The sequence below is a fragment of the Olivibacter sp. EAT-5 genome, from assembly GCF_044784325.1.
GTDB lineage: Bacteria > Bacteroidota > Bacteroidia > Sphingobacteriales > Sphingobacteriaceae > Olivibacter > Olivibacter oleidegradans.
On record NZ_CP173028.1, the window covers coordinates 6,662,440 to 6,685,633 of the forward strand.

General features: G+C 39.9%; 22 protein-coding genes and 1 riboswitch. Of the genes, 12 read left to right on the forward strand and 10 right to left on the reverse strand.

Going from position 1 to position 23,194, the window contains the following annotated elements; translation table 11 throughout:
- Window positions 1-169 precede the first annotated feature (169 nt).
- Together ACH11B_RS28220 and ACH11B_RS28225 are read left to right on the forward strand one after the other, a co-directional pair.
- Window positions 170-1,288 (forward strand): M42 family metallopeptidase, encoded by a 1,119-nt coding sequence (locus ACH11B_RS28220; RefSeq protein WP_013668434.1) that lies wholly within the window; start codon window positions 170-172, stop codon window positions 1,286-1,288.
- Window positions 1,289-1,347: 59 nt separating this feature from the next.
- Complete coding sequence (locus tag ACH11B_RS28225) at window positions 1,348-2,493, forward strand: MFS transporter (protein WP_149106250.1); 1,146 nt, start codon at window positions 1,348-1,350, stop codon at window positions 2,491-2,493.
- Window positions 2,494-2,589: 96 nt separating this feature from the next.
- Here ACH11B_RS28225 and ACH11B_RS28230 read toward each other — a convergent pair whose 3' ends face one another.
- Window positions 2,590-3,615, reverse strand: coding sequence for a YCF48-related protein (locus tag ACH11B_RS28230; RefSeq protein ID WP_130858580.1), 1,026 nt, complete (start codon window positions 3,613-3,615; stop codon window positions 2,590-2,592).
- Window positions 3,608-4,465, reverse strand: coding sequence for a dihydropteroate synthase (gene folP / locus ACH11B_RS28235; RefSeq protein ID WP_013668437.1), 858 nt, complete (start codon window positions 4,463-4,465; stop codon window positions 3,608-3,610). Before folP ends, ACH11B_RS28230 begins: the two co-directional genes overlap by 8 nt.
- Window positions 4,466-4,692: 227 nt before the next feature.
- On the opposite strand from folP, the gene ACH11B_RS28240 reads away from it, so the two are divergent.
- From ACH11B_RS28240 to ACH11B_RS28250, 3 genes are read left to right on the forward strand one after another with little or no spacing between them, the layout of a single operon-like run.
- Window positions 4,693-5,253 (forward strand): DUF1599 domain-containing protein, encoded by a 561-nt coding sequence (locus tag ACH11B_RS28240; RefSeq protein WP_013668438.1) that lies wholly within the window; start codon window positions 4,693-4,695, stop codon window positions 5,251-5,253.
- Between the two features lie 6 nt (window positions 5,254-5,259).
- The gene (locus ACH11B_RS28245) at window positions 5,260-6,444 is read left to right on the forward strand and encodes a BT_3928 family protein (RefSeq protein WP_130858581.1); all 1,185 of its coding nucleotides are present in this window, start codon (window positions 5,260-5,262) and stop codon (window positions 6,442-6,444) included.
- A 13-nt stretch (window positions 6,445-6,457) separates the two neighbouring features.
- Window positions 6,458-6,970, forward strand: a complete 513-nt coding sequence (locus tag ACH11B_RS28250) for a shikimate kinase (protein ID WP_130858582.1) — start codon at window positions 6,458-6,460, stop codon at window positions 6,968-6,970.
- Here ACH11B_RS28250 and ACH11B_RS28255 read toward each other — a convergent pair.
- Both ACH11B_RS28255 and recF read right to left on the reverse strand, forming a co-directional pair.
- The gene (locus tag ACH11B_RS28255) at window positions 6,965-7,255 is read right to left on the reverse strand and encodes a DUF721 domain-containing protein (protein ID WP_013668441.1); all 291 of its coding nucleotides are present in this window, start codon (window positions 7,253-7,255) and stop codon (window positions 6,965-6,967) included. The two genes, ACH11B_RS28250 and ACH11B_RS28255, sit on opposite strands and share 6 nt — an antisense overlap.
- A gap of 245 nt (window positions 7,256-7,500) precedes the next feature.
- Entirely contained in the window at window positions 7,501-8,598 is a 1,098-nt protein-coding gene (gene recF, locus ACH11B_RS28260) for a DNA replication/repair protein RecF (protein ID WP_130858583.1), read from the reverse strand.
- Window positions 8,599-8,782: 184 nt separating this feature from the next.
- Here recF and ACH11B_RS28265 point away from each other — a divergent pair, with 184 nt between their 5' ends.
- The 4 genes from ACH11B_RS28265 to ytxJ all read left to right on the forward strand — a co-directional run bounded on the left by ACH11B_RS28265 (window position 8,783) and on the right by ytxJ (window position 11,395).
- The gene (locus ACH11B_RS28265) at window positions 8,783-9,436 is read left to right on the forward strand and encodes a tol-pal system YbgF family protein (RefSeq protein WP_013668443.1); all 654 of its coding nucleotides are present in this window, start codon (window positions 8,783-8,785) and stop codon (window positions 9,434-9,436) included.
- Between the two features lie 32 nt (window positions 9,437-9,468).
- Window positions 9,469-9,963, forward strand: coding sequence for a 6,7-dimethyl-8-ribityllumazine synthase (ribH, locus tag ACH11B_RS28270; protein WP_013668444.1), 495 nt, complete (start codon window positions 9,469-9,471; stop codon window positions 9,961-9,963).
- A gap of 370 nt (window positions 9,964-10,333) precedes the next feature.
- Window positions 10,334-11,053, forward strand: a complete 720-nt coding sequence (locus ACH11B_RS28275) for a hypothetical protein (RefSeq protein ID WP_130858584.1) — start codon at window positions 10,334-10,336, stop codon at window positions 11,051-11,053.
- 9 nt (window positions 11,054-11,062) lie between these two features.
- Window positions 11,063-11,395 (forward strand): bacillithiol system redox-active protein YtxJ, encoded by a 333-nt coding sequence (gene ytxJ, locus ACH11B_RS28280; RefSeq protein ID WP_013668446.1) that lies wholly within the window; start codon window positions 11,063-11,065, stop codon window positions 11,393-11,395.
- Here the strand turns inward: ytxJ and ACH11B_RS28285 are convergent.
- On the reverse strand, window positions 11,379-11,792 hold the full coding sequence (locus tag ACH11B_RS28285) for an OsmC family protein (protein WP_377611579.1): 414 nt from the start codon (window positions 11,790-11,792) through the stop codon (window positions 11,379-11,381). The genes ytxJ and ACH11B_RS28285 overlap by 17 nt on opposite strands.
- 105 nt (window positions 11,793-11,897) lie before the next feature.
- Here ACH11B_RS28285 and lipA point away from each other — a divergent pair, with 105 nt between their 5' ends.
- A complete protein-coding gene (gene lipA, locus ACH11B_RS28290) occupies window positions 11,898-12,779 on the forward strand; it encodes a lipoyl synthase (protein ID WP_130858586.1) in 882 nt (293 codons plus the stop codon).
- A gap of 11 nt (window positions 12,780-12,790) precedes the next feature.
- Here the strand turns inward: lipA and ACH11B_RS28295 are convergent, their stop codons facing one another.
- Window positions 12,791-14,290, reverse strand: a complete 1,500-nt coding sequence (locus ACH11B_RS28295; RefSeq protein WP_130858587.1) for an NAD(P)H-hydrate dehydratase — start codon at window positions 14,288-14,290, stop codon at window positions 12,791-12,793.
- Between the two features lie 169 nt (window positions 14,291-14,459).
- The gene (gene metE / locus ACH11B_RS28300; RefSeq protein ID WP_130858588.1) at window positions 14,460-16,781 is read right to left on the reverse strand and encodes a 5-methyltetrahydropteroyltriglutamate--homocysteine S-methyltransferase; all 2,322 of its coding nucleotides are present in this window, start codon (window positions 16,779-16,781) and stop codon (window positions 14,460-14,462) included.
- A 142-nt stretch (window positions 16,782-16,923) separates the two neighbouring features.
- Window positions 16,924-17,126, reverse strand: a riboswitch (cobalamin riboswitch).
- A 178-nt stretch (window positions 17,127-17,304) separates the two neighbouring features.
- Here metE and ACH11B_RS28305 point away from each other — a divergent pair.
- Together ACH11B_RS28305 and ACH11B_RS28310 are read left to right on the forward strand one after the other, a co-directional pair.
- Window positions 17,305-17,799, forward strand: a complete 495-nt coding sequence (locus ACH11B_RS28305; protein ID WP_013668451.1) for a cation:proton antiporter regulatory subunit — start codon at window positions 17,305-17,307, stop codon at window positions 17,797-17,799.
- A gap of 30 nt (window positions 17,800-17,829) precedes the next feature.
- A complete protein-coding gene (locus tag ACH11B_RS28310) occupies window positions 17,830-19,098 on the forward strand; it encodes a cation:proton antiporter (protein ID WP_130858589.1) in 1,269 nt (422 codons plus the stop codon).
- A 16-nt stretch (window positions 19,099-19,114) separates the two neighbouring features.
- Here ACH11B_RS28310 and ACH11B_RS28315 read toward each other — a convergent pair whose 3' ends face one another.
- From ACH11B_RS28315 to uvrA, 3 genes are read right to left on the reverse strand one after another with little or no spacing between them, the layout of a single operon-like run.
- The gene (locus ACH11B_RS28315; protein ID WP_377611581.1) at window positions 19,115-19,786 is read right to left on the reverse strand and encodes an MgtC/SapB family protein; all 672 of its coding nucleotides are present in this window, start codon (window positions 19,784-19,786) and stop codon (window positions 19,115-19,117) included.
- Window positions 19,787-19,795: 9 nt separating this feature from the next.
- On the reverse strand, window positions 19,796-20,116 hold the full coding sequence (locus ACH11B_RS28320; protein WP_013668454.1) for an iron-sulfur cluster assembly protein: 321 nt from the start codon (window positions 20,114-20,116) through the stop codon (window positions 19,796-19,798).
- Window positions 20,117-20,127: 11 nt separating this feature from the next.
- Window positions 20,128-22,986: an excinuclease ABC subunit UvrA gene (uvrA, locus tag ACH11B_RS28325; protein ID WP_377611584.1), complete on the reverse strand. Its 2,859-nt coding sequence runs from the start codon at window positions 22,984-22,986 to the stop codon at window positions 20,128-20,130.
- Window positions 22,987-23,194 lie beyond the last annotated feature (208 nt).

Consider the following 23,194-nt stretch of genomic DNA (forward strand, 5'->3'; position numbering starts at 1 on the left):
TTAATTACGATATAGAGAAAGACCTTTAATGTTTCCCGAATGAAACATCCTATTAAAGACCCAATCCGGTTGCCTACGTGACGGTGATCGACGAACGTAATTAATTAAAACTTTGTACTTTTGCTAACTTTACAGTATTAAGCCTTTTTTAAGGAACATTATCACATATATGGCAAAATCAAAAAAGAATACCGATCAGCATCCGGTTGCAATTGTCAATGAAAAAGCTCTGCGCTTTTTCGAGAAGTACATAAACAATCCTTCACCTACAGGCTACGAATGGGAAGGGCAACGTATTTGGTTAGATTATATAAAACCTTATGTAGACGAAACATTTACAGACAGCTATGGCACGGCGGTAGCAGTAATTAATCCAAAGGCTACTTATAAGGTGGTGATAGAGGCTCATTCAGATGAAATTTCGTGGTTTGTTAACTATATTACAAATGACGGTCTCATTTATGTTATCAGGAATGGCGGCTCTGACCATCAAATTGCACCGTCTAAACGCGTGAATATACATGGCGACAAGGGCGTTGTCAAGGCTGTATTTGGTTGGCCTGCCATTCATACCAGAGGCGGGGAAAAAGAAGAAGCGCCTTCTTTAAAAAACATTTTTCTCGATTGTGGCTGTACAAGCAAAGAAGAAGTTGAAGCGCTGGGTATTCATGTGGGATCAGTTATTACCTATGAGGATGAGTTCATGTTATTGAACGACCGTTACTATGTCGGCCGTGCGCTCGACAATCGGGCCGGAGGTCTTATGATTGCAGAAGTTGCCAGATTGCTGAAAGAAAACAAAAAGAAATTACCTTTCTCTTTATATATTGTAAATGCGGTACAAGAAGAGGTTGGTTTACGCGGTGCCGAAATGATCACCCAAACCATTAAACCTAATCTCGCTATTATAACGGATGTGACGCATGACACGCAGACGCCGATGATCAACAAAATCACACAAGGTGATTTGGCATGCGGAAAAGGTCCCGTCATCTCTTATGCGCCGTCAATTCAAATTAACTTAAACAAGCTCCTGATCGATACAGCCATTGAAAAGAAAATTCCTTTCCAACGACAGGCTTCTTCACGAGTAACCGGTACCGACACAGACGCTTTCGCCTATTCTAATGGGGGGGTGCCATCGGCGCTCATATCTCTCCCACTCCGATATATGCATACCACGGTCGAAATGATTCATAAAGAAGATGTTGATAATGTAATTCGATTAATATACGAAGTACTTTTAAATATCAAAGCTGATCAGGACTTCAGAACTTTTGCCAAATAATTTAATTGCACTCGTATGCCTATATCACTTAGGCGTACGAGATGCTTAGCTATATCTTAATGAAGTACCTCACGTTGTTTATGGCCATTTGCTGCGGCTTGGTCGTTGCTAACCTGTATTATTGCCAACCTCTGCTACCTCTTATAGCAGACGATTTTGGTATACGGGAGGCAGAAGCCGGAAGCATTACTTATATTACCCAATTAGGTTATGCAGCAGGTCTGTTACTCTTTGTTCCGCTAGGTGACCTATTGGAAAAGAAACAACAGATTATCGTTACAACCACTTTTTCCGTTATTGTCCTCCTCGGTGCGGCCTTTACAAAATCATTCCTTCTTCTACAGGTACTATGCTTTCTCATCGGATTGTTTTCGATTGTCCCGCAACTGATTATTCCGCTAGCGGCCAGCCTTGCTCCCGAGGAAAAACGAGGCAGTGTGATCGGCCTGGTAATGGGAGGGCTGTTGATAGGCATTGTCTCTTCCAGATCATTAAGTGGCTATATTGGGTACACTTTCGGTTGGCGACAAATGTATTATACAGCCGCCACTATCTGCTTTCTCCTAGTATTAATCATGCAAAGGGTATTTGTGAAAAGCAAGCCTACCTACCAAGGTACTTATCAATCGCTTATGTTATCGATTATCTACTATGTAAAAACATTTTCGCAACTACGAATCGCATCGATCAGCAATGCCATATCATTTGCCAGCATGAGTGCCTTTTGGGTTACTATGGTTTTATTTTTATCGGCTAAGCCCTTTGAATACAATACAGTTCAGATCGGTTTATTTGGCATTATTGGGGCCTCCGGTGCATTGGCAGCCCCTTTGGTTGGTAAGCGAAGTAGCGGAAGTATAGCGGTTGTTAAAAAGATATCTTTATTAGGTTTATTAGCACAACTACTTGGATATGTTGCTTTTTATTTTACGGGTAGTAAAATAATCCTGCTCATCATAGGCATCGTTTTAATAGATATAGGTCATCAAGCTTTACAGATTAGCAATCAAACGCTCATCTATTCGTTAAAACCGGACGCTAGAAATCGATTCAACACTGTATTTATGACCTCCACCTTTATAGGAGGTGCCGCGGGATCAGCTATTGGGATTTTTCTGTTTCATATGGGCGGTTGGAATATATTCTGTATAGGCATTAGCATACTAATCTTATGCAATATTCTTATTAATACGAAACGGCAGTAGGTATTAATTTTATACAGAAATAATTACCTGTTAGTTGATAGTTAATGGAAATAGAGATTCAAAATGATCATTCCCGACTCTTCCATCGTTCAAAAACTATTTATTTGGTTCCACTAACCGATAAATACTTCCTTTATCGCCTGCTAACAGAACAAAACGGCCGCTTTCGGAAGATCGGACCACATTATAACCTTTTTCATCCATTAATTTCCATGATTGTCCGCTATCCATGGAAAGATCGGTGCCTGATGTGCCTGTTGCAATAACTAACGTATCATTAATAAATTCAACACAGGATTTAAAGCCAGACAACCTGGTTTTGGGTGCATTCCATGTTATGCCATTGCCTGATAATTGGATTACATTGTTGTTGTTTTTAAAATTCTTATAATCACCTCCAATAGCAACGAGCTGTTTTTGTCCGTTTATCGCTAACGAAAATATACCTTGCGAAGCTTCGCCCTGTTCAATAGGTACTTTATAACTCGTCCAAGATTGTCCGAAGTTATAAGAAAACAACAAACGTGCTTGCGTTCCACCGGTTCCAATCCACACTAAACCATTTCCTACTGTTCGAATGCTGGTACCACTTGCCGCAAAGCCCGCTTCTCCTGCTTTCATTTGGACGTTAGCTTCGTCACTAATATTTAGCCAAGTACGTCCACCATCCTCTGTCGCGACAAGCTGAAGTTTCCCCTCTATAGGGTCGCCAAATACGATTCCCCTTTTCTCATCCCAAAACCCCATGCCGTCGTAAAATATCTCCTTGATATCGTAACTATGCACTTTTTCCCACGACTCTCCTCCATCTTCAGTTAATAGAATGACAGCAGGGCTTCCCGCATTTACCATAACCGCTTTTTTATCTGAAAAAGCCACTACTGACCGAAAATCGAAATCTTCGTAACCCTTGGCAATTAGCCAAGTCCAGTTTTTGCCTCCATCTGTTGTTTTCGCGATGGTTCCTTTCGTTCCGGTAATCCAAGCCACACTGTCATTTGGAATAGACATTCCTCTGAAGCTGACTTCGTTTCCTTCTTGCAGTTTCTCTAGCTTGTATTGCTGACCTTTTGCGGCATCTATAACAATAAAAAAAATAAAAGATAGTATAAATTTATTCATAGTATGAACTCCTTTTAGCTTCACCGGCACGGGTTTTCATGACGAGTTTTCTGACTTCAACCGCTTCTTTAACATCATGTACCCTGATCATTTCAACGCCTTTAAACAGTAAGATTGTATTTAATACACTGGTTCCGTTTAATGCTTCTTGAGGACTGCTATTTAACAGCTTATATATCATTGATTTTCTCGACACGGCACCCAATATGGGAAGCCCCAAGACTCTCAACTCTTCAATCCTACTCAGTAACAGATAGTTCTGTTCTAATGTTTTGGCAAAACCGAAGCCGGGATCAACTATAATATCCTTGACCCCTGCTGAACGCAACGCCTCTATCTTCTTTGTTAGATCACTGGTAATATCGTTTATCAGATCTTGATAAGCGGTTTCATTTTGCATGGTTTCGGGCGTCCCTTTACTGTGCATAAGTACATAGGGAACACCCAGTCTGGCGATAGTAGTAAACATTTTTTCGTCAAGATTTCCTCCTCCAATGTCGTTAATTATATGAGCACCGTATTTAACTGCCTCGATAGCAACATCCGCACGAAAGGTATCAATGGATAAAACAGCGTTTGGGTAAGTTTTTCGAATAGCATCAACTATTGGTAGTAATCGGTCCAACTCCTCTTGGAAATCCACCACGCGTGCACCAGGTCGCGACGAGTAAGCACCAACATCTATTATATCCGCCCCTTCTTCTAACATCGTTCCCACTCTATCCAATGCATTATTAAGGTTGTTATGCTTTCCACCATCAAAAAAAGAATCGGGTGTCATATTGAGTATCCCCATTATCTTGGGTATGTGGAAATCCAACAATTTACCGCCTACATTGCAAAATTTCATATATCTAATTGAGCAGGTATTGAACCCGAGTTAATGCTTAGGATCGACTATCTTTTGCAAACTTAGAGAAAAAGCGATTATCATGCAATAAATTGATTTCTGACAAGGGGCTTTTACATTCCGATGTGTTTTTTTAAATTTCAATTCGATATATTCGAAATAGATTTTTTTTTGTGTTAGGTTTGCAAGACTTAAGAGAATGATAAATACACGTGAACAGGAACCAAATGAATACATCGACGGCTTACGATATAATAATTAGCAAGTGTAGAGATCTGTTTGTGAAAAAAGCGGCGGACTATGGGACGGCTTGGCGCATTATGCGGCTGCCCTCTGTTACCGATCAGATTTTCATTAAGGCCCAACGGATCCGGACAATTGAAGAAAACAAATTCGCCAAAATTCCCGATGATATTCCGTCTGAGTACATTGGTATTATCAATTACTGTATAATTGCCATGATTCAACTCGAGCTGCCGGCCGATACAGAGGAGAATTTGCCTATTGAAAAAGTGAAAGAATTGTATGACCGATATATTAACGAAACAAAAGAGCTAATGCTTTCAAAAAATCACGATTATGGTGAGGCTTGGAGAGACCTCCGTATCGGCTCACTCACTGACTTGATTTTGATGAAAATATTCAGGGTAAAACAAATTGAGGATAACAGCGGATTAACTCTTGCCTCTGAGGGCGTAAAAGCTAATTATCAGGATATGCTTAACTACTCCGTTTTCGCACTTATAAAATTAAGGCACCTGGAGGAAGAACAAGTTCCAAACATATAAAATGCTATGAACGCTACAACCGTAAAGCAACATAAAAGTTCCTTTCTATTGATATTTTCCCGTTTGTTCGTTGGCTTTTTATTTGTTTTCTCCGGATTAATCAAAGCGAATGATCCGATAGGATTTTCATACAAACTTCAAGAATATTTTGAGGTCTTTCATGTAGCATTCCTTAACAACTATGCCGTTGCTTTTGCCATTGTTTTATGCAGTTTGGAAATAGTGCTCGGAATTTTATTGCTTTTCGGCTTATATAGCAAAAAGGTGGCTCTCGGCCTACTGCTACTTATAGTGTTTTTCACCTTTCTTACTTTTTATTCGGCATTTTTCAATGTAGTAACTTCTTGTGGCTGCTTCGGCGATGCTATAAAACTGACACCGTGGCAGTCTTTTAGCAAGGATTTGATTCTGTCATTTTTCATTCTCATTATTTTTTTGAACAGAAAAAAAATACAGCCTCTGTTTTCCAATGAGATCAGCCAAGCACTTACCCTTTCGGCTGCCATTGTTCTAAGCATAGGAATTGGAGTTTACACTTACAGTTTTTTACCCTTCATCGATTTCCTCCCTTATAAAGAAGGAAATAATCTACCTGCCTTGATGCACGTTCCCAAAGGAGCACCGTTGGATGAATATGAAATCACCTATACACTTCAAAATAAAACGACTCAGGAGACCAAATCGGTGACAGATAAGGTTTATCTTCAGCAGGAGCTTTGGAAAGATGAAAATTGGGAAGTTATAGGCGAACCCACAAGCCGTTTAATAAAAGAGGGATATCAAGCCCCCATTAAAGATTTGAGTATAACCGATGCTCAGGGTGTTGATTATACAAAGGAAATCATTGAAAACCCTTATTACAACCTGATATTTGTTGCCTATAATCTTGATCAGACAAATCCAAAGGCATTGAATAAAGTGAATGATCTTGCGAAACGGGCTTCGGAAGAGTATAATGTTCGAGCGGTGCTACTCACGGCTAGTACAGCACAAGACGTGAGCGAACTTGACCATCAGACTAAACTTTATGCAGAAACCTTTTTTGCCGATGCGGTTCCTCTAAAAAGCATGGTACGGGCGAATCCCGGTATCATTTTACTTAAAGATGGCGTCGTTGTCAAAAAGTGGCACTATCGCACGCTTCCTACTTTTGAAACCTTAGCCAAACGATATTTTGAACATTTAGAATAAGCAGTTATATTTCATGTTAAAAAAACATATCTTCCTAGTGGGCTTTATGGGTGTTGGAAAAACTACGAATGGTAAAAAGCTGGCCCAAGCGTTAAATAGAAAATTCATAGACTTAGATGAAACTTTCGTAGAGCAGGCAGGTATGTCCATTACTGACTATTTTAAGAAGCATGGAGAGGAAGCTTTTCGTGTCAAAGAAAGAGATATCCTACAAAATCTTTCGGCTCCCGAAGCTGCAGTGATAGCGACTGGAGGTGGAGCGCCTTGCTTCTTCGACAATATGGAATGGATGAATAAAAATGGCATCACGATCTATCTGCAAATCCCCACAGCCGCTTTGGCGAAACGATTAGCCGCAAGCAAAAGACATAAACGACCATTGATACAGGATTTGAGTGAAGAACAAATTTTTGAATTCATCAATGAGCGAATGCTCGTTCGGCATCCATATTATGCTCAAGCACATCATCATATCAATGTCATCGATCTCAATATTGATGAGCTTATAAAAAACTTGAACTTATAGAATAACTACATCTTCGATTACTACTCGGCCTACATATTCATTAAGTTTGCCTATAATCTGAGAACGCATCAGGATCAGCTCATTTTTTATAACAGCCGATTCTACTCTTACGAACAGCTTCTTGTCCCGTATAAATAATTGTCTCGTGCGATTGGCGATCGCAGTTCCCATTAAGTCGGGCCATGCAGCCAATATAGAAGTTTCATCAAATTTCCGCCGCAGTTTCAATGCGTCTAGGTATTGACTAATCGCTTCTTTCAATGTCTTATCATTTGTACGGCCCATTTGTAATTTGGATAAAATATTGATGTCAAAATATAGCAAAGCCTGCTCAACGATGGCTTTTTATTTGACCAAAAGATTAAGCCAACCTATTCTTTTTATTTCCGCTTGTCATTCGTATCAAAAACTATTATTGGCTCACGTATTGACGTCAAAGTTACAAATAGACTAGTCATTTTAAGCAAAAGTTTTCAACATTAACCGAAACGCTAACTGACATATTAGCTAGTTTGCATTATTGGCCTCCGTTATCGTATTTTTCCGTTGGAAACCTCAAAAATACGAACGTCAACATCAATTCCATGAAAGGTATTTCGAACACGTTCAGCACTGGTATCAGTAATAAAAATCTGCCCAAAATCATCGTGGGAAACCATTTCCATTAACTTTCTGGTACGCTTGTCATCTAATTTATCAAAAATATCGTCTAACAGTAACAAAGGCTTAAATCCTTTTCTTTCGCGCAAAAAGCTATATTGTGCCAGCTTCAATGCAATTAAAAACGACTTTTGCTGCCCCTGTGAACCGAACTTCTTCAATGGCATCCCATGAATAGTAAATAACAAATCATCCTTATGGATACCTGTCGTAGTTCGTTCCAAGGCACGGTCCTTTGATAACGTGTTGTTCAGCAAATCGACAAACCTGTTCTCAAACAACTGCGATTCGTAAACCAGCTCAACTGGTTCGGTATCATTGGTAAGGTATTGATAGTGTTTGTTAAAAATTTCTATGAAGGGATTAATAAAAAGTTTACGTTTCTCAAAAATCTGCTCACCTACCAAAACTAGTTGTTCATTATATACTGCTAATAAATCATCATCGTAGTTTTTGCTCAACGCTTGTTGCTTCAATAAGCTATTTCTACTTTGAAGATACTTATTATATAAGATCAAATCGTCCAGATATCGATTATCCGTTTGTGAGATGACATTATCTATAAACTTACGCCTCTCCTCGCTTCCTTCTGAAATAATAAAAGAATCATTAGGAGAAATCATTACCAAGGGATATACGCCTATATGATCGGCTAAGCGCTGGTAATCCTTTTTATTTTTCTTAAATTGTTTTTTTTGGTTTCGTTTTAAGCTACAAGCTAAAACGTCTTCCTGATCGCCCTTTTCAAACACACCCTGTACCATAAAAAAGTCAGCTTGTTGTTTGATTTGCTGCGAATCTATTGGGTTAAAGTAACTCTTACACAAGGAAAGGTAATGCAATGCATCTAAAATATTCGTTTTCCCTGCACCATTATCACCGGTGAAAGCATTTACGCCAGGTGCAAATGTCAACGACGCCTCTTCATAATTTTTAAAATTGATTACCGTTAATTCTTTAACCCACATAGGTACAAACATAGATAAATAAGCAGCAAGACACAAATTAGGTTGGAAGGCGAGGTTATAAGCTGGATGGGATACGGGCTTATACCTCTGCTAAAAATCTTTTACCTTAGGTTCTTGTATCTAAGGTTTAAAAATGTATTTTTGCAATCTTAAAAAACTGAACTCAAATTAACCAAAAAATAACGTGAGCGTTAATAATACAAAAAACGGCGGAACAGGAAGTTTTATCCGCGATAATCAAAAGAGTCTAGCATTTATTGCCATTGGAATTGTTGTTTTAATTTTACTTTATATCGGTTATCAACGTTTCTATCTGGCACCAAGGGCAGAAAGAGCTACCAATGAAATGTTTAAGGCAGAAGAGTACGCTATGGTAGATTCTTTACAGAATAGAGCGATTGATGGAGATGGTTCTTACCCTGGCTTTAAAGAAATTGCAGAAGAATATTCGAACACAAAATCGGCTAATGTGGCGAATGCGTACTTAGGTGGTTTGTATTTGCGTCAAGGTAAATACCAGGAAGCTGTCAATGCCTTATCAAAATATTCAGATACCGGAAGCCCAATTATAGACCCGCTGGTAACAGGTCTATTGGGTGACGCCTACACTGAATTAAAAGACTATAAAAAGGCGGCCGATCAATACAAAAAAGCGGCAAGTAAGAGCGACAACTCTTTTACGGCTCCTTTATTTCTAAAAAAATTGGGCTTGGTGTACGAAGCACAAAACGATTATAAATCGGCATTAGAGAATTACCAAAAAATTAAAAAAGACTACCCACAGAGCTATGAAGCTTCTATCATTGATGGTTATATTGCTCGATGTGAAGCCCGTTAATCTTGTGCGATTATACGACTGAGACTATTTAAATGGCAACGAACTTAAAAAATTTGTCTGACTTCTCCCATATTGAAGTGGGCTCTGCATCCGATTTGGAGATTGCTATTGTTGTTGCACAATGGAATGCACAAGTGACCTCTCCCCTTTTAGAAGGCGCATACAATCTGCTTTTGAAACAAGGCGCCGCTGATCATAAAATTCACATCTTGAACGTACCTGGGAGCTATGAATTAAGCGCCGGCGCCGATATTATTCTGCGTAAAAAGCAAATTGATGCAGTAATATGCATAGGCTGTGTTATCCAGGGTGATACTCCGCATTTTACTTTCATATGCGATGCCGTAGCAAATGGTATTACAAATGTATCCCTGAAACACAATAAACCGGTCATCTTCGGCGTACTCACTACCAACACATTGGAACAAGCGTTGGAACGAGCGGGAGGTAAACATGGCAATAAGGGCGAAGAGGCAGCGGTTACTGCCATTCAAATGGCCAACTTGAGCAAATCAATACAAGCTTAGCTATAAAATATTTGTAAATTACCTATATTTAGGCTATGTTTACGTGTTTTATATAATAAATGGATCATGAGAAATTTACTGATTTATATGTTAGTGCTCGCTTTAGGTATGCTTTTATCCCAGGGCTGCGCTCGTAAAACATGTCCGGCTTACAACTCCTATCCGAAGGCAAAAAGGCTACGATAAGCGGTAGTTTTTAATCTTAAATACCCTCGCTTGAAACAATTTAACGCATAACTTGTTCCCGAATAATGTGCCAAGTTTTTTCAGTTAGTTCACCTATGATTTATAGCGAACCTGGAAATTTAGCATATAAATTAACAAACAAAGGAAAATGTGTATTCTAAAGATTAAACATGCTTTTTTTTTAATGCTGTTTTTACTTTCCTTCTTTTCCGAAAAACAAACTTCTGCCCAAACCAAGGATCAAATAGTTGATCTAATATGGCAGGGGCTGGGTGGCAAACAAGGTTGGAATGAAGCTCGTTACTTTATGTTTAGCTGTAAATCGAACCTAAACAAAACACTCTCCCGGGAACATGCATATATATGGGATCGAAACACCGGCAACTGTCGTTTTGAGGGAACAAATGAGCAAGAGCAGAAAATTATTGCATTATTTAATACGGAAAATAATAAAGGCAGAGCCTTTGTAGATAATAAAACAATAAACAATAGTGATTCGGCGGCTCTTCTAATTTCTTCCATAATCAATGCCTTTAATACAGAAACATTTTGGTTATTTCCGCCCAGGAATCTGACAGAATCGTCCCTACTCACCGTAAAAGAAGCCGAGCTAATAGGAAGCGTTCGATACAACGTAATTGAAATTCGACAGTCACCTACAGATAGCGCAGAATTCCGTACAAAAATATACATCGATACCAATACGGGTCGGATCTTTCAATGGCAAACACTGGACGAGGGTGGCTATATTAAATACAATTTTGTGACATCTGATTTCAAAGATGTAGGAGGCGGACTCACCCTTGCTACTACCTTTACAGATACAAACGATGGCTTTTTTATAAAATTCCCCATTGTTTCCGCCCTTATTAACGTAGAATCTGATAAATTTTCAAAACCATAGCTGATACATATGAAGTGGATTGAACTGAACACACAAGATACGCTTGAAACGATAGCGGCATCAAACTCGTATGCCATTATTTTCAAACATAGTACGCGCTGTCCTGTGAGCAGTATGGCAAAAAGAACGTTCGAATTTGAGTCGTCCCTGATACCAGAAGAAACCCCAGTGTACTTGGTCGATTTGATTAAATATCGTGAGATATCTAATCAAATCGCTGATAAATGGAAAGTACGGCACGAATCTCCCCAGGTACTGTTAATTAAGGGCGATGATTGTGTATATAACGAATCGCACAATGAAATAGAAGTCGCCAAGATTGTTGTTAAGATGGCCAATTAAAAGTTAGGGTTTTCTTAATATCAGGATGTAAGCTTAAGTAAACTGGACAGGTTTCCGCTGCCTTTTGCAAAATGCGTTGGTCATGATCCGAATAGTTTACATTATCAGCGAAATTCAGTACAACTTGTATTTCTGCAATTTTTCGTGGGTTTGACTGCATAATCTTCGTGGTGGCTGCTTCTATTTTTCCAAGTGAGATCTCGTGAGCTTGCGCAGCAATACCCATGATAGTTAGCATGCAGCTGGTAAGCGAAGCAGCCAAGAGATCGGTCGGCGAAAAAGCCTCTCCTTTACCTTGATTGTCAACCGGTGCATCGGTTATTATTTTCGATTGCGATTGCAGGTGTATTGCTTCGGTACGCAAATCGCCTAAATAGGTTGTTCGAACAGTAGTCATTGTAAATATAATTAGAATGTAATAAGCTATTGTCTGTGTGTGCAACTGTCCAAGTTGACACAAAATACGCCGCTAATTTAGAAAATTATTAATTACTTTTGTGTTATGATTGAACTACCCGTTATCCCTGCCAATCAATTGCAGCGCAAGCCAGATTGGTTACGTGTTAAGCTTCCTGTAGGTAAAGAATATAAACATGTAAGAGGTTTAGTAGACGAACATAAACTCCATACCATCTGCGAAAGTGGTAATTGTCCTAATATGGGTGAGTGTTGGGGTGCAGGTACAGCGACATTTATGATTCTCGGGAATATCTGTACCCGGTCGTGCTCGTTTTGTGCAGTAGCGACTGGCCGGCCAAAAGCGGTTGAATTAGATGAACCCATGCGTGTAGCCACCTCTGTTAAGCTCATGCAGGTAAAGCATTGCGTAATTACTTCGGTAGATCGAGATGATTTGAAAGATGGTGGATCGACTATTTGGGCCGAAACAGTAAATGCCATTCGAAGGGAAAGTCCCGGAACAACTCTAGAGACACTCATACCGGATTTTAAAGGCATTTGGGAGAATTTAGATCGGGTATTAGCGGTACGTCCTGAAGTCGTATCTCATAATTTAGAGACTGTTCGACGTCTCACAAGAGAAGTACGTATACAAGCCAAATATGACAGAAGCCTTGAATGTTTAAGAAGAATATCTGCTGCAGGCTTACGCACGAAGTCTGGTATAATGCTTGGTTTCGGTGAGACGGAAGCTGATGTGATTGAGGCGATGCAGGATTTATATGATGCCGGTGTGCATATTCTCACGTTGGGACAATATTTACAACCGACGAAAGCTCATCACCCCGTAATTGAATGGATTACGCCCGAGCAATTTAAACATTATCAGGATATTGGCTTAAAGATGGGCTTTAAATATGTAGAAAGTGGACCTTTGGTACGTTCTTCTTACCATGCAGAAAAGCATTTATTCGATATGCAATAATTGATTTATGTCTATATCGACGACGAAAAATCCTCAATAACATTGGGGATTTTTTTTATCAAACAGCTTGCGGGTATTACACCCATGCCCTCTGCAGCTAATAGGTCTCCTGCTTTTCCATGTATAAAAACACCTAATATTGCAGCATCTGCTGCTTTATAACCCTGCGCCAATAAGGCTACTAAAATGCCCGTCAATACATCGCCCATACCGCCACTCGCCATAGCGGGATTTCCCGTAAAGTTAACCCATATCTTGCCATCAGGCAGAGCCACAAAGGTATATCGATTTTTTAGTACAATGATTAGTTTCCTCCTTGAAGCTTCTGTTCTTGCTTTTATGACACGATCCCACCAGTGATCACTATGTCCAAAAAGGCGGTCAAATTCTTTCATATGAGGTGTAAGGATTGTTTCCGCTTTTAATAGCGTCAGCAAGTTTTTATTTGCTGCCACTACATTTAACGCATCTGCATCCAACACGAGGGGGGGGAGATCATCTGCTAACAATTCGCTTAAACATCCCCTTATTTCCTCTCCCGTTCCTAAACCCGGGCCTATGCCTAATGACTTATACTTCCCTGTTCCTAATTCTGATAGTTTTGATCGGTCAAGTGCCATTACCTCGGGCAATCGAGTATTCAGGGCGCTTAATCCGCTTGACGGGATACAAACAGTAGTCAGCCCCGCTCCTGTATATAAACAAGCTTCAGCAGACAGCAATGCAGCTCCCATTGTATGCTCATTGCCAGCCAATATGCAGGCATGTCCATAGGTACCCTTATGACTAAAATTCTCTCGCACCTTTAAGCGAGAACGGATATCGTCATTCATAATCGAACAAAATTCAGTATCCAAGGAGGCCATAAAACCTTGGTGCAAACCGATATCCACCACATGGAAGCGTTTCAAAAACTTTCCGCTTTCGGGAAATAAGAAACTTATCTTAGGTGCTTGAAAAGTAATCACATCCTGCGCGATAATAACATTTTCGAAAGTCTCCATATTGCCTTCTGCAGGCATTCCGGTTGGAATATCGACCGAAACTACCACCTTTGCCTCTTTATTAATGTATCTAACAAGGGAACGCCAAGGATCAATTAGTGGCTTATTCAATCCTGAACCGAAAAGTGCATCAATCACAACGTCAGCTGTTATCGAAGGGAGCTGCTCAGCGGGAAATAATTCTTGAACTTGAATAGAATAGGTCAATAATCGTTTATAGTTGACCTCAAAGTCATCAGTTTTTTTATTATTATACCTAACTATCCATACCACAATATTGGTATAACCTCTTTCGAAAAGTAAACGAGCTATGGCTAGACCGTCTCCACCATTATTTCCCGTGCCACAGCAAATTATTACAGATGGGCGGTCTGTATATAAACTAACAAACTTATTCACAAAAGCCTCGGCTGCTCGTTCCATTAAATCAATGGACGAAACTGGTTCATTTATTATCGTATAAGCATCCACCTCCCGAATTTGAGAAGCTGTCAATAAATTTTGCATAGCGTAAGTTAACCAAAAAAAGTGGCATATTAAACATAGATAAATCCCTTATTATAGGAAACGTAATACGTTATCTATTAATAAGGGACTCATCAATATCCGTCGCTATTGAGGCTTATTTAGAAGAAAACAAGCTGCACAGCTCAAACTGAAAAAAGCCTATTCATTATTAAACGACTTCTATGACACCTCTGAGTGTTTTTGCAGCGTCCACCATTGCTTCCAGCGCTGCTTTTGTTTCCGGCCAAGCTCTTGTTTTTAGTCCACAGTCCGGATTTACCCATAATTGTTTAGGATTTATTACAGCCGATGCTTTGTCCATTAGCGAGATCATCTCCTCCTTACTTGGAATTCTCGGGGAATGGATGTCATAAACTCCCGGACCGATGTCATTTGGATAGTTAAAGTTAGCAAAAGCGTCCAGTAATTCCATTTGTGAACGAGACGTTTCGATAGTAATAACATCAGCATCCATAGCAGCGATGTCTGAAATAATGTCATTAAATTCAGAGTAGCACATATGAGTATGGATCTGGGTATCATCCTCGACACCAGCAGCAGTTAATCTAAAAGCTTTTACTGCCCAGTTTAAATAATCTCGTTGGTCTTTTTGACGCAAGGGCAGTCCTTCCCGAATAGCTGGCTCATCTATCTGTATTATCTTAATACCTGCGTGCTCCAATGCCAGTACTTCATCTCTTATGGCTAGTGCGATTTGAAAAGCAGTTTGCCAGCGAGGTTGATCATCTCTTACAAATGACCATTGTAGAATGGTGACCGGCCCCGTTAACATCCCTTTTACAGGCAGTCGAGTAATTGACTGGGCATAAGACGTCCAATATACCGTCATGTCTTTTGGTCGGCTAACATCACCAAATAAAACGGGCGGTTTTACGCAACGTGATCCGTAACTTTGCACCCATCCGTTCTTTGTGAAGGCATAGCCCTGTAATTGCTCGCCAAAATATTCAACCATATCATTCCTTTCGAACTCCCCATGTACCAGGACATCCAAACCGACCTGCTCTTGCCAGGCAATCGCCTCTTTTGTTTCTGCTCTAATTAGATTTTCGTATTCATCAATGGTGATTTCTCCTTTTTTAAATTTCGCCCGCCAGCCCCTCACTTCTTTTGTCTGCGGAAATGAACCGATGGTAGTGGTTGGATATAAGGGCAGGTTTAACGTTTCGAGCTGCTTTGCTTTTCGCTCCGCAAAAACGCTACGCCTGTTTGTATCTTTATCTGAAATTGCATTAACACGGTCTTTTACCTCTTGATGATGAATTAAGGCAGAAGTCTTACGCCGATTTTGCGAAACTTTGTTATCCTTAAATCGCTGAAGAACAGCTGTATCTTCATACTCGCTTCGTAACAAGGCCAGATCTTTTACTTCTTCCAATTTTTGTTTAGCAAAAGCAAGCCAGTCCTTCACTTCCAGTGGTAATGTCTCTTCATTATCCTCATAAGCCAAGTCACATGGAACATGTAACAGCGAACATGAAGGGGCAATCCATATCCGCTCCTTACCGATTTTCCGGATTGCTTTGTCAATCAGTGTGAGAGAGCGTTCATAATCATTTTTCCAAATATTTCGACCATCCACGACTCCTAAAGACAAAATAAGCTCGTTCGGTATGTTATCCAGCACTGCTTCGAGTTGATTTGCTGCCCTGACAAGATCTAAATGTAACGCATTAATAGGAAGTGACAAAGCGACCTCTAAATTATCATTTACTCCCTCGAAATAGGTTGCAATTAAAAGTTTAGTATCCCCGGCACTTTTAGCTAAACGCTTATAGACCTGCTGATATAACTTGCGAGCTTTATCAGGTAAATCCAATGCCAAAAAAGGTTCATCGAATTGAATCCATTTCACCCCATACTTTCGCAATCTCCCAATCACCTCTTCATAAACAGGCAGTAATGCCTCGATTAAATCTAAGCGATCGAAACCCGCTTCCTTTTCTTTACCCAATAGAAGATAAGTTATTGGCCCGATCAATACCGGTTTGGTATCGACACCCAATTGTTTCGCCTCGTAATATTCGTTGATAATTTTTTCCGAAAAAAGACTGAACTGCTGATTCTTTGTAAATTCCGGCACTAGGTAATGGTAATTGGTGTCAAACCATTTAGTCATTTCCATTGCAGTGACATCGATACCCTCATGTTGGAAACCTCTTGCCATAGCAAAATAGAGATCTAGTTCATGTTCCGAACTCTTATTTGCTGCAAGTCCGTGATACCGCGCAGGGATAGCCCCTACCATCAGTGTTGTGTCCAATACTTGATCATAGAAAGAGAAATCATTCGAAGGGATAAGATCTATTCCTATTTCCTTTTGAATTTTCCAATTAGTAGCGCGGATTTTAAGTCCTGCATCCAATAGCTCTTTTCTCGTAATCTTACCGCTCCAAAAGGCCTCACTTGCCTTTTTTAATTCCCGTTGGGCACCAATGCGCGGGTACCCTAAATTGTTTGTAAACAACATAGTTAAATAATTTAATGAATAACACTTGTTCTTTTTCAAAAACCCGCGGCTTGTAAAGAAGGAAGTTTAAGGCATAGTACGACAGGCTCCGATAAAGGAGTAGTATACTAAATGGGCCTCAACACAGCTTCTTCTCGCGAAAGCCTGTTGAAAATTCAATGGCAAGTCTCCTGGCTTGCATTCGTCCGTTTTACGTCTTCCCATTCTGGATTTTCCTGAACAGTGACTGTGGTATGTAAAACCTATCCCAAGAGGGAGAATGCTTACAGTTGCGCGACAGCCCATGATTTGCACATGGTTCCTTATTAATTCCCGTTAAGGGAAACCATTAAACGCTCAATCTGAGTATTACTTGATTAACAAGTCTCCAAACCTAAGATATTTTTAGTAACTTTGCAATTTGTTTACAAAGTATTCGACATAATAGGTAGACTACTACAATAATAAAATTTCCGCCAAACAGATAGTACAGGGTTGGCAATGGCGCCCAACTCATATATTGTTAACTAAATTAAGGATCAAAATGTCTATAGTTAGGGAAAGTGACTTACCTGGTATAGGTAAGAAATACCAAATTGAAACCGGAGCCGGTGATAACATGGTAGTGGTTATCCACGATGATGGTAATCGCGAGTTGTATCGTTTAGATGAGGAAGAGAATGAATCTAAATGTGTAATGACACTAAATGATGAGGAGTCTCGTCAAGTAGCAGGTATTATAGGTGGTTTATCTTACAAACCCAAGGCTCTTGAGACGATGGAGTTAGCAGTTAATGATCTTGTTATTGAATGGTATAAAATCGAAGAAAAGGCAGTCATTAATCAACAAACTATCGGACAATTAGGCGTTAGGCAAAAAACCGGGGCTTCTATTATTGCAGCGATTAAAAATGAAGACAGCGTAATAAACCCAGGTCCTGACTATTTAATAACACCCGGTACTACGTTAGTGGTTGCTGGAAAGCGGAGTAATATAAAAGCGTTAAAAGAATTATTAAAAAGCTATCAAGTTGTATAGTTAACCTTATAGGAAAACCCATGTGAAAGTATGCATACAGAAACCCTGATCTTAGAAATTGGAATAGCCGTTGGACTTGTTGCTTTAGTAGGTCTATTAGCCAATAAACTGCGTTTTTCAGTTATACCTTTCTTTATTTTGATTGGCATGGCCTTGGGAGAACACGCACCAACAATCGGTTTAATCGATTTGCAATTCACTGAAAGCAAACCCTTTATCGATTTCATGGGCAGATTAGGTGTTTTGTTTTTACTTTTCTATCTAGGTCTTGAGTTTTCAGTTGGACGGCTCATAAAATCGGGAAAAGCAATTGTATCCGGCGGATCAATCTATGTGTTTCTAAATTTTGTTTCCGGTTTATTAGTGGGGTGGATGATGAATTTACCTTTTGCGGAAATGATGATTCTATGCGGCATCATGACCAGCTCGTCCACAGCAATTGTTGCAAAAGTGTTGACAGACTTAAAGCGAACCGCAAACCCGGAAACGGAGGTTATTATGGGTATGATCATGTTTGACGACTTGTTTATAGCCATGCATATCTCTTTTCTTTCCGGTTTGGTTCTAACCGGTGGTGGCTCATTTTGGACCGTAGCCAGCACCTCCTTACTAGCACTTGCCTTCATTCTGCTTTTTTTGGTTCTCGGAAGGAAGGTGATCCCTTATATCGATAAGGTACTAAATGTTAAATCGGGCGAACTATTTATACTGATAATTTTCTCACTTCTATTCTTAGTTGCTGGCTTTTCGGAAACAATTCACGTTGCTGAAGCGATTGGGGCGCTGATGGCAGGCCTCGTTCTTGCTGATTCTCAATATATTAAACGAATAGAACAAATCGTATTGCCATATAAAGACTATTTTGGTGCGATGTTCTTCTTTAGCTTCGGTTTATCCATTGATCCTTTTTCCCTTGGAGGCGCCGTCATGTGGGGAGCTATAGCTGCATTGATAACTATCTTCGGAAATCTCGCCTCTGGTTATTTTGCTTCACATTTTGCTGGGTTGAAAAAGAAAACTTCTTTTGATATTGGCTTTACCTTATCTGCTAGAGGAGAGTTTTCCATTATCATGGCTAACATAGGCAAAGCGGGAGGGCTTAATCCGATTATCCAGTCTTTTGTGGTCGTATACGTGCTAATTCTAGCTATCGTTGCTCCAATATTAACCAAAGAATCCAGAAATATCTGGCATGGAATATTTGGAGGAGGATTATATGCGAAGGATAAGCAACCAGCGAAAACGCTTGAGGCATTAGAAGCGAAGAGTGCGGAGCAAGTACAGGTAGAAGATAAATAACCTACAAATATTATTATTATTTTCTCCAAGCAATCTCTTTGATGGAACTATGATGTTGAATTTTGTCTATGGCAGCCAAGATCTCTTTGTCTTTCTGCCCCTGAAACCCAATTTCAATAGTGATCTCATTATTAGCCTTATCAAAAAACAAATTGGCCAGCTTTAATTGCTCCGTATCTAACCATTCGTCAACGAATCTCATCGGATTGGTATCGTTGGTAAGCGTTAAACGTAGGATACGAGGTGCATAACGTTGTACAAGTCGCTTTTCTAGCGGTTGCAAAACCCACAATATAATAAGAACAAAGATTGTTGCAATTAGCGCGGCAAAATACATGCCACCACCGCAGGCCAAACCAATTCCGGCAACGGTCCATAATCCTGAGGCTGTCGTAAGCCCCTTCACAATGCCCTGTTTTAGAAACATAATGGTGCCTGCACCTAAGAAACCTATACCGCTCACTACCTGAGCCGCGACACGAGAAGGATCTAAAGTTACATGCCCTGTTTTGAGAATATCCGAAAAACCGAAAGACGACACCATCATCATCAAAGAAGCGCCAAGACAGACCATCATATGGGTGCGCATACCCGCAGCCCAATTCTTACGCTCGCGCTCTAATCCCACAGCAGCGCCAAATGCAGCTGCCAGCACAAGACGTATAACGGTTTCCTGATAGGATAACATAAAACATTTTTACATAAATCCCAACTCCAATCGAGCTTCCTCACTCATCATACTTTTATCCCATTTAGGCTCGAACGTAAGCTCCACAAGAGCATTCTTTACTCCCTCCACCTTCGCTACCTTTCGTTGCACTTCATCCAACAACTCACCTGCAACCGGACAGGCTGGTGCTGTAAGCGTCATAACTATTTTAGCCGTCCCATCCTCTTTGGTAATAATCTCGTAGACAAGTCCTAGCTCACATATATTAACAGGAATCTCAGGATCGAAAACTGTTTCTAACTCTGACTTGATTTTATCCGCTATTCCAAGTTTATCTAAAACTATCATGTTATATCGAATTATTTAGCAATACTCTCTTTGACGCTTTCCAGAAGCTCTGTTTTAAGAAAACGAGCCGTCTCACTCTTCTTATTTTTCACCATCTCCTCAGGCGTTCCGCTAAAAAGAATTTTTCCCCCACCCGCTCCACCTTCAGGGCCTAAATCTATAATCCAGTCCGAAACCTTAATAACGTCTAAATTATGCTCTATAACCAGAACGGTATTACCCCGATCTACTAATCGATTTAAAACACCCAACAGAACGTTAACGTCTTCGAAGTGTAGTCCTGTTGTGGGTTCATCAAGTATATAGAATGTATTCCCGGTATCTTTCTTTGATAATTCAGTTGCTAATTTTACCCGTTGTGCCTCACCTCCGGATAAAGTTACGGAAGATTGTCCTAAAGTGAGATATCCCAGGCCAACATCTTGCAATGTTTTGATTTTCCGATAAATTGCAGGAATTGACTCAAAAAACGGAACAGCTTCGTCAATACTCATATCTAGCACATCGCTGATAGATTTTCCTTTATATCTTACTTCGAGCGTTTCCCTATTATAACGTTTTCCATTACATCCTTCACATGGTACTTGTACATCCGGCAAAAAATTCATTTCAATCACCTTCATTCCGGCTCCCTGACAAACTTCGCAACGTCCACCTTTAACATTGAATGAAAATCTACCTGGCTTATATCCACGAATTTTAGCTTCAGGAAGCTGAACAAATAGACTTCGAATGTCTGAAAATACGCCAGTATACGTTGATGGATTTGACCGAGGTGTCCGGCCTATTGGAGTCTGATCTATTTCGATTACTTTATCAATATGCTCTAAGCCCTCAATCTTCGCATAAGGCATCGGAGTCTTTTTTGCCCTAAAAAAATGGTGGTTAAGAATTGGATAAAGAGTTTCCGTAATTAAAGTTGATTTACCACTTCCTGACACACCAGTAACCGAAATCAACGTTCCCAATGGAAAATCTACTGAAACATTTTTTAAATTGTTGCCCGTAGCCCCTCTTAAGCGTAAATGAAAGCCATTGCCTGTTCTTCTATTTTTCGGTACACGGATTTGCTTTGTGCCATTTAAATATGCGGCGGTTAACGTATCAGCTTCTTTAATCTGCGTAGGCTTCCCTTGTGCAACGACCACCCCGCCATTGAGGCCGGCCGCGGGGCCCATATCGATAACATAATCAGCTTCTAATATCATATCCTTATCGTGCTCCACAACAAGCACTGAATTACCGATGTCGCGAAGATCTTTTAATGCATTAATTAGACGCGCATTATCTCGTTGGTGCAAACCAATGCTCGGCTCGTCCAGAATATATAGTACATTAACTAACTGTGATCCTATTTGAGTAGCCAAACGTATCCTCTGTGCCTCCCCACCAGATAGCGTTTTTGCAGTACGATCCAACGTAAGATAACCTAAACCAACGTTTAACAGAAAATTCAAACGATTAATGATTTCTTTTAAAATTTCCTCGGCTATCACGATCTGACGTTCATTTAGTTTCTCTTTTAAAGAAGAAAACCAAGAGCTAAGCGCTACAACATCCATATTTGCCAGTTCGGATATGTTCTTATTAGCAAGCTTGAAATGAAGAGATTCTTTTTTTAGTCGTGCACCACTGCAAGCTGGACATTTCTTCATCACCCTGAAAAGTTCAATGTCTTCCGTTTTCCGTTCAGATTGTTCTTCCAGTAGTTTAAATATTCCGTCAAAGGTTATCTTGTATTCTTTAACATTCCACTTGTTATAGGCAACGGGCACTGTTATTAAATCAGGCGAACCATTTAACAATATGTCCAACTGTTCTTCTGTAAGCTTATTTAGAGGCTCAGACAATGAAAACTCATATTTCTTGGCAACAGCCTTTAACTGCTGAAAGGTCCAATTGTCTTTATACTCTCCCAGCGGAGCTATTCCTCCTTTAAGAATGCTTAATTTTGGGTTAGGTATAACGGACTCCTTGTCGATTTCAAACACATAACCTAGACCGTCGCATTGGTCACAGGCACCATACGGCGAATTAAAAGAAAAAGTGTTGGGCTGTGGCTCATCATAAGAAATGCCACTTTCCGGATCCATTAAGTAACGACTAAAGAAATATTCATTATTATCTTGGTCACTCAGCTTTATGATTCCTTTGGCTGCTTTCATAGCCTGTTGAATAGATGCTTGAAGCCGCTTTCTCTCTTGCTCACTAATCGTCAACCGATCGATAACCATTTCGATATCATGAATCTTGTATCGATCAACCTGCATTTTAGGTACTAAATCCATCATCTCACCGTCAACTCTCACTTTAACAAAGCCTTGTTTGCGAATCTGCTCAAACAGTTCTCTATAATGCCCTTTTCGGCCTTTTACTAAAGGGGCCAAAATATTCACGGCTTGCCCATCAAATTGTGTTAATATTCTTGTAATAATCTGATCTTCGGACATCCGTTCCATTTTACGGCCCGTAACATATGAATATGCTTCGCCAATACGGGCATACAGTAATCGCATAAAATCATATATTTCAGTAATAGTGCCAACTGTAGACCGCGGATTTTTACTGGTTGTTTTCTGCTCGATTGCAATTACAGGACTTAGACCAGCAATTTTGTCTACATCAGGGCGTTCCATGCCCCCCATAAATTGCCTACTGTAAGCACTAAAAGTCTCCATATAACGCCGCTGTCCCTCGGCGTAAATTGTATCAAATGCAAGTGACGATTTACCACTTCCGCTTAAACCTGTTATTACTATCAGCTCGTTCCGTGGTATCACAACGTCTATATTCTTTAGATTGTGAACACGCGCGCCAAAAACTTCAAGTTCACTTTGCTCTCCTAAATCAGGTGTATTCCGATTACTCATGTATAAAAAAGGATATAAATTGTGAATCTGTCAAGGGATAATCGCTGATGCTTTTATTTAGTATTTTTAACCTCTCCTCAACAGCCAAAGCATAGTACAAACTTAGGTAAATTACTTCGATATACAATCAAAGCTACGTCAATACTAACCATTTTTGCTAAAAAAATTAACAAAAAAAGTCACAGCATAAGCTGCGACTTTTTTTATA

Excerpts from the sequence above, each read along its gene's own strand:
- ACH11B_RS28225 (WP_149106250.1), top strand. The coding sequence starts at position 1,348 with ATGAAGTACCTCACGTTGTTTATGGCCATTTGCTGCGGCTTGGTCGTT.
- ACH11B_RS28320 (WP_013668454.1), bottom strand. The coding sequence starts at position 20,116 with ATGATAGTTTTAGATAAACTTGGAATAGCGGATAAAATCAAGTCAGAG.
- ribH (WP_013668444.1), top strand. The coding sequence starts at position 9,469 with ATGGCAACGAACTTAAAAAATTTGTCTGACTTCTCCCATATTGAAGTG.
- ACH11B_RS28255 (WP_013668441.1), bottom strand. The coding sequence starts at position 7,255 with ATGGGCCGTACAAATGATAAGACATTGAAAGAAGCGATTAGTCAATAC.
- ACH11B_RS28285 (WP_377611579.1), bottom strand. The coding sequence starts at position 11,792 with ATGACTACTGTTCGAACAACCTATTTAGGCGATTTGCGTACCGAAGCA.
- ACH11B_RS28295 (WP_130858587.1), bottom strand. The coding sequence starts at position 14,290 with ATGCAAAATTTATTGACAGCTTCTCAAATTCGGGAGGTGGATGCTTAT.
- ACH11B_RS28315 (WP_377611581.1), bottom strand. The coding sequence starts at position 19,786 with ATGTTATCCTATCAGGAAACCGTTATACGTCTTGTGCTGGCAGCTGCA.
- ACH11B_RS28230 (WP_130858580.1), bottom strand. The coding sequence starts at position 3,615 with ATGAATAAATTTATACTATCTTTTATTTTTTTTATTGTTATAGATGCC.
- recF (WP_130858583.1), bottom strand. The coding sequence starts at position 8,598 with ATGTGGGTTAAAGAATTAACGGTAATCAATTTTAAAAATTATGAAGAG.
- ACH11B_RS28240 (WP_013668438.1), top strand. The coding sequence starts at position 4,693 with ATGAATACATCGACGGCTTACGATATAATAATTAGCAAGTGTAGAGAT.
- folP (WP_013668437.1), bottom strand. The coding sequence starts at position 4,465 with ATGAAATTTTGCAATGTAGGCGGTAAATTGTTGGATTTCCACATACCC.
- ACH11B_RS28275 (WP_130858584.1), top strand. The coding sequence starts at position 10,334 with ATGCTGTTTTTACTTTCCTTCTTTTCCGAAAAACAAACTTCTGCCCAA.
- ACH11B_RS28220 (WP_013668434.1), top strand. The coding sequence starts at position 170 with ATGGCAAAATCAAAAAAGAATACCGATCAGCATCCGGTTGCAATTGTC.
- ytxJ (WP_013668446.1), top strand. The coding sequence starts at position 11,063 with ATGAAGTGGATTGAACTGAACACACAAGATACGCTTGAAACGATAGCG.
- ACH11B_RS28250 (WP_130858582.1), top strand. The coding sequence starts at position 6,458 with ATGTTAAAAAAACATATCTTCCTAGTGGGCTTTATGGGTGTTGGAAAA.
- ACH11B_RS28245 (WP_130858581.1), top strand. The coding sequence starts at position 5,260 with ATGAACGCTACAACCGTAAAGCAACATAAAAGTTCCTTTCTATTGATA.
- metE (WP_130858588.1), bottom strand. The coding sequence starts at position 16,781 with ATGTTGTTTACAAACAATTTAGGGTACCCGCGCATTGGTGCCCAACGG.
- uvrA (WP_377611584.1), bottom strand. The coding sequence starts at position 22,986 with ATGAGTAATCGGAATACACCTGATTTAGGAGAGCAAAGTGAACTTGAA.
- ACH11B_RS28305 (WP_013668451.1), top strand. The coding sequence starts at position 17,305 with ATGTCTATAGTTAGGGAAAGTGACTTACCTGGTATAGGTAAGAAATAC.
- lipA (WP_130858586.1), top strand. The coding sequence starts at position 11,898 with ATGATTGAACTACCCGTTATCCCTGCCAATCAATTGCAGCGCAAGCCA.
- ACH11B_RS28310 (WP_130858589.1), top strand. The coding sequence starts at position 17,830 with ATGCATACAGAAACCCTGATCTTAGAAATTGGAATAGCCGTTGGACTT.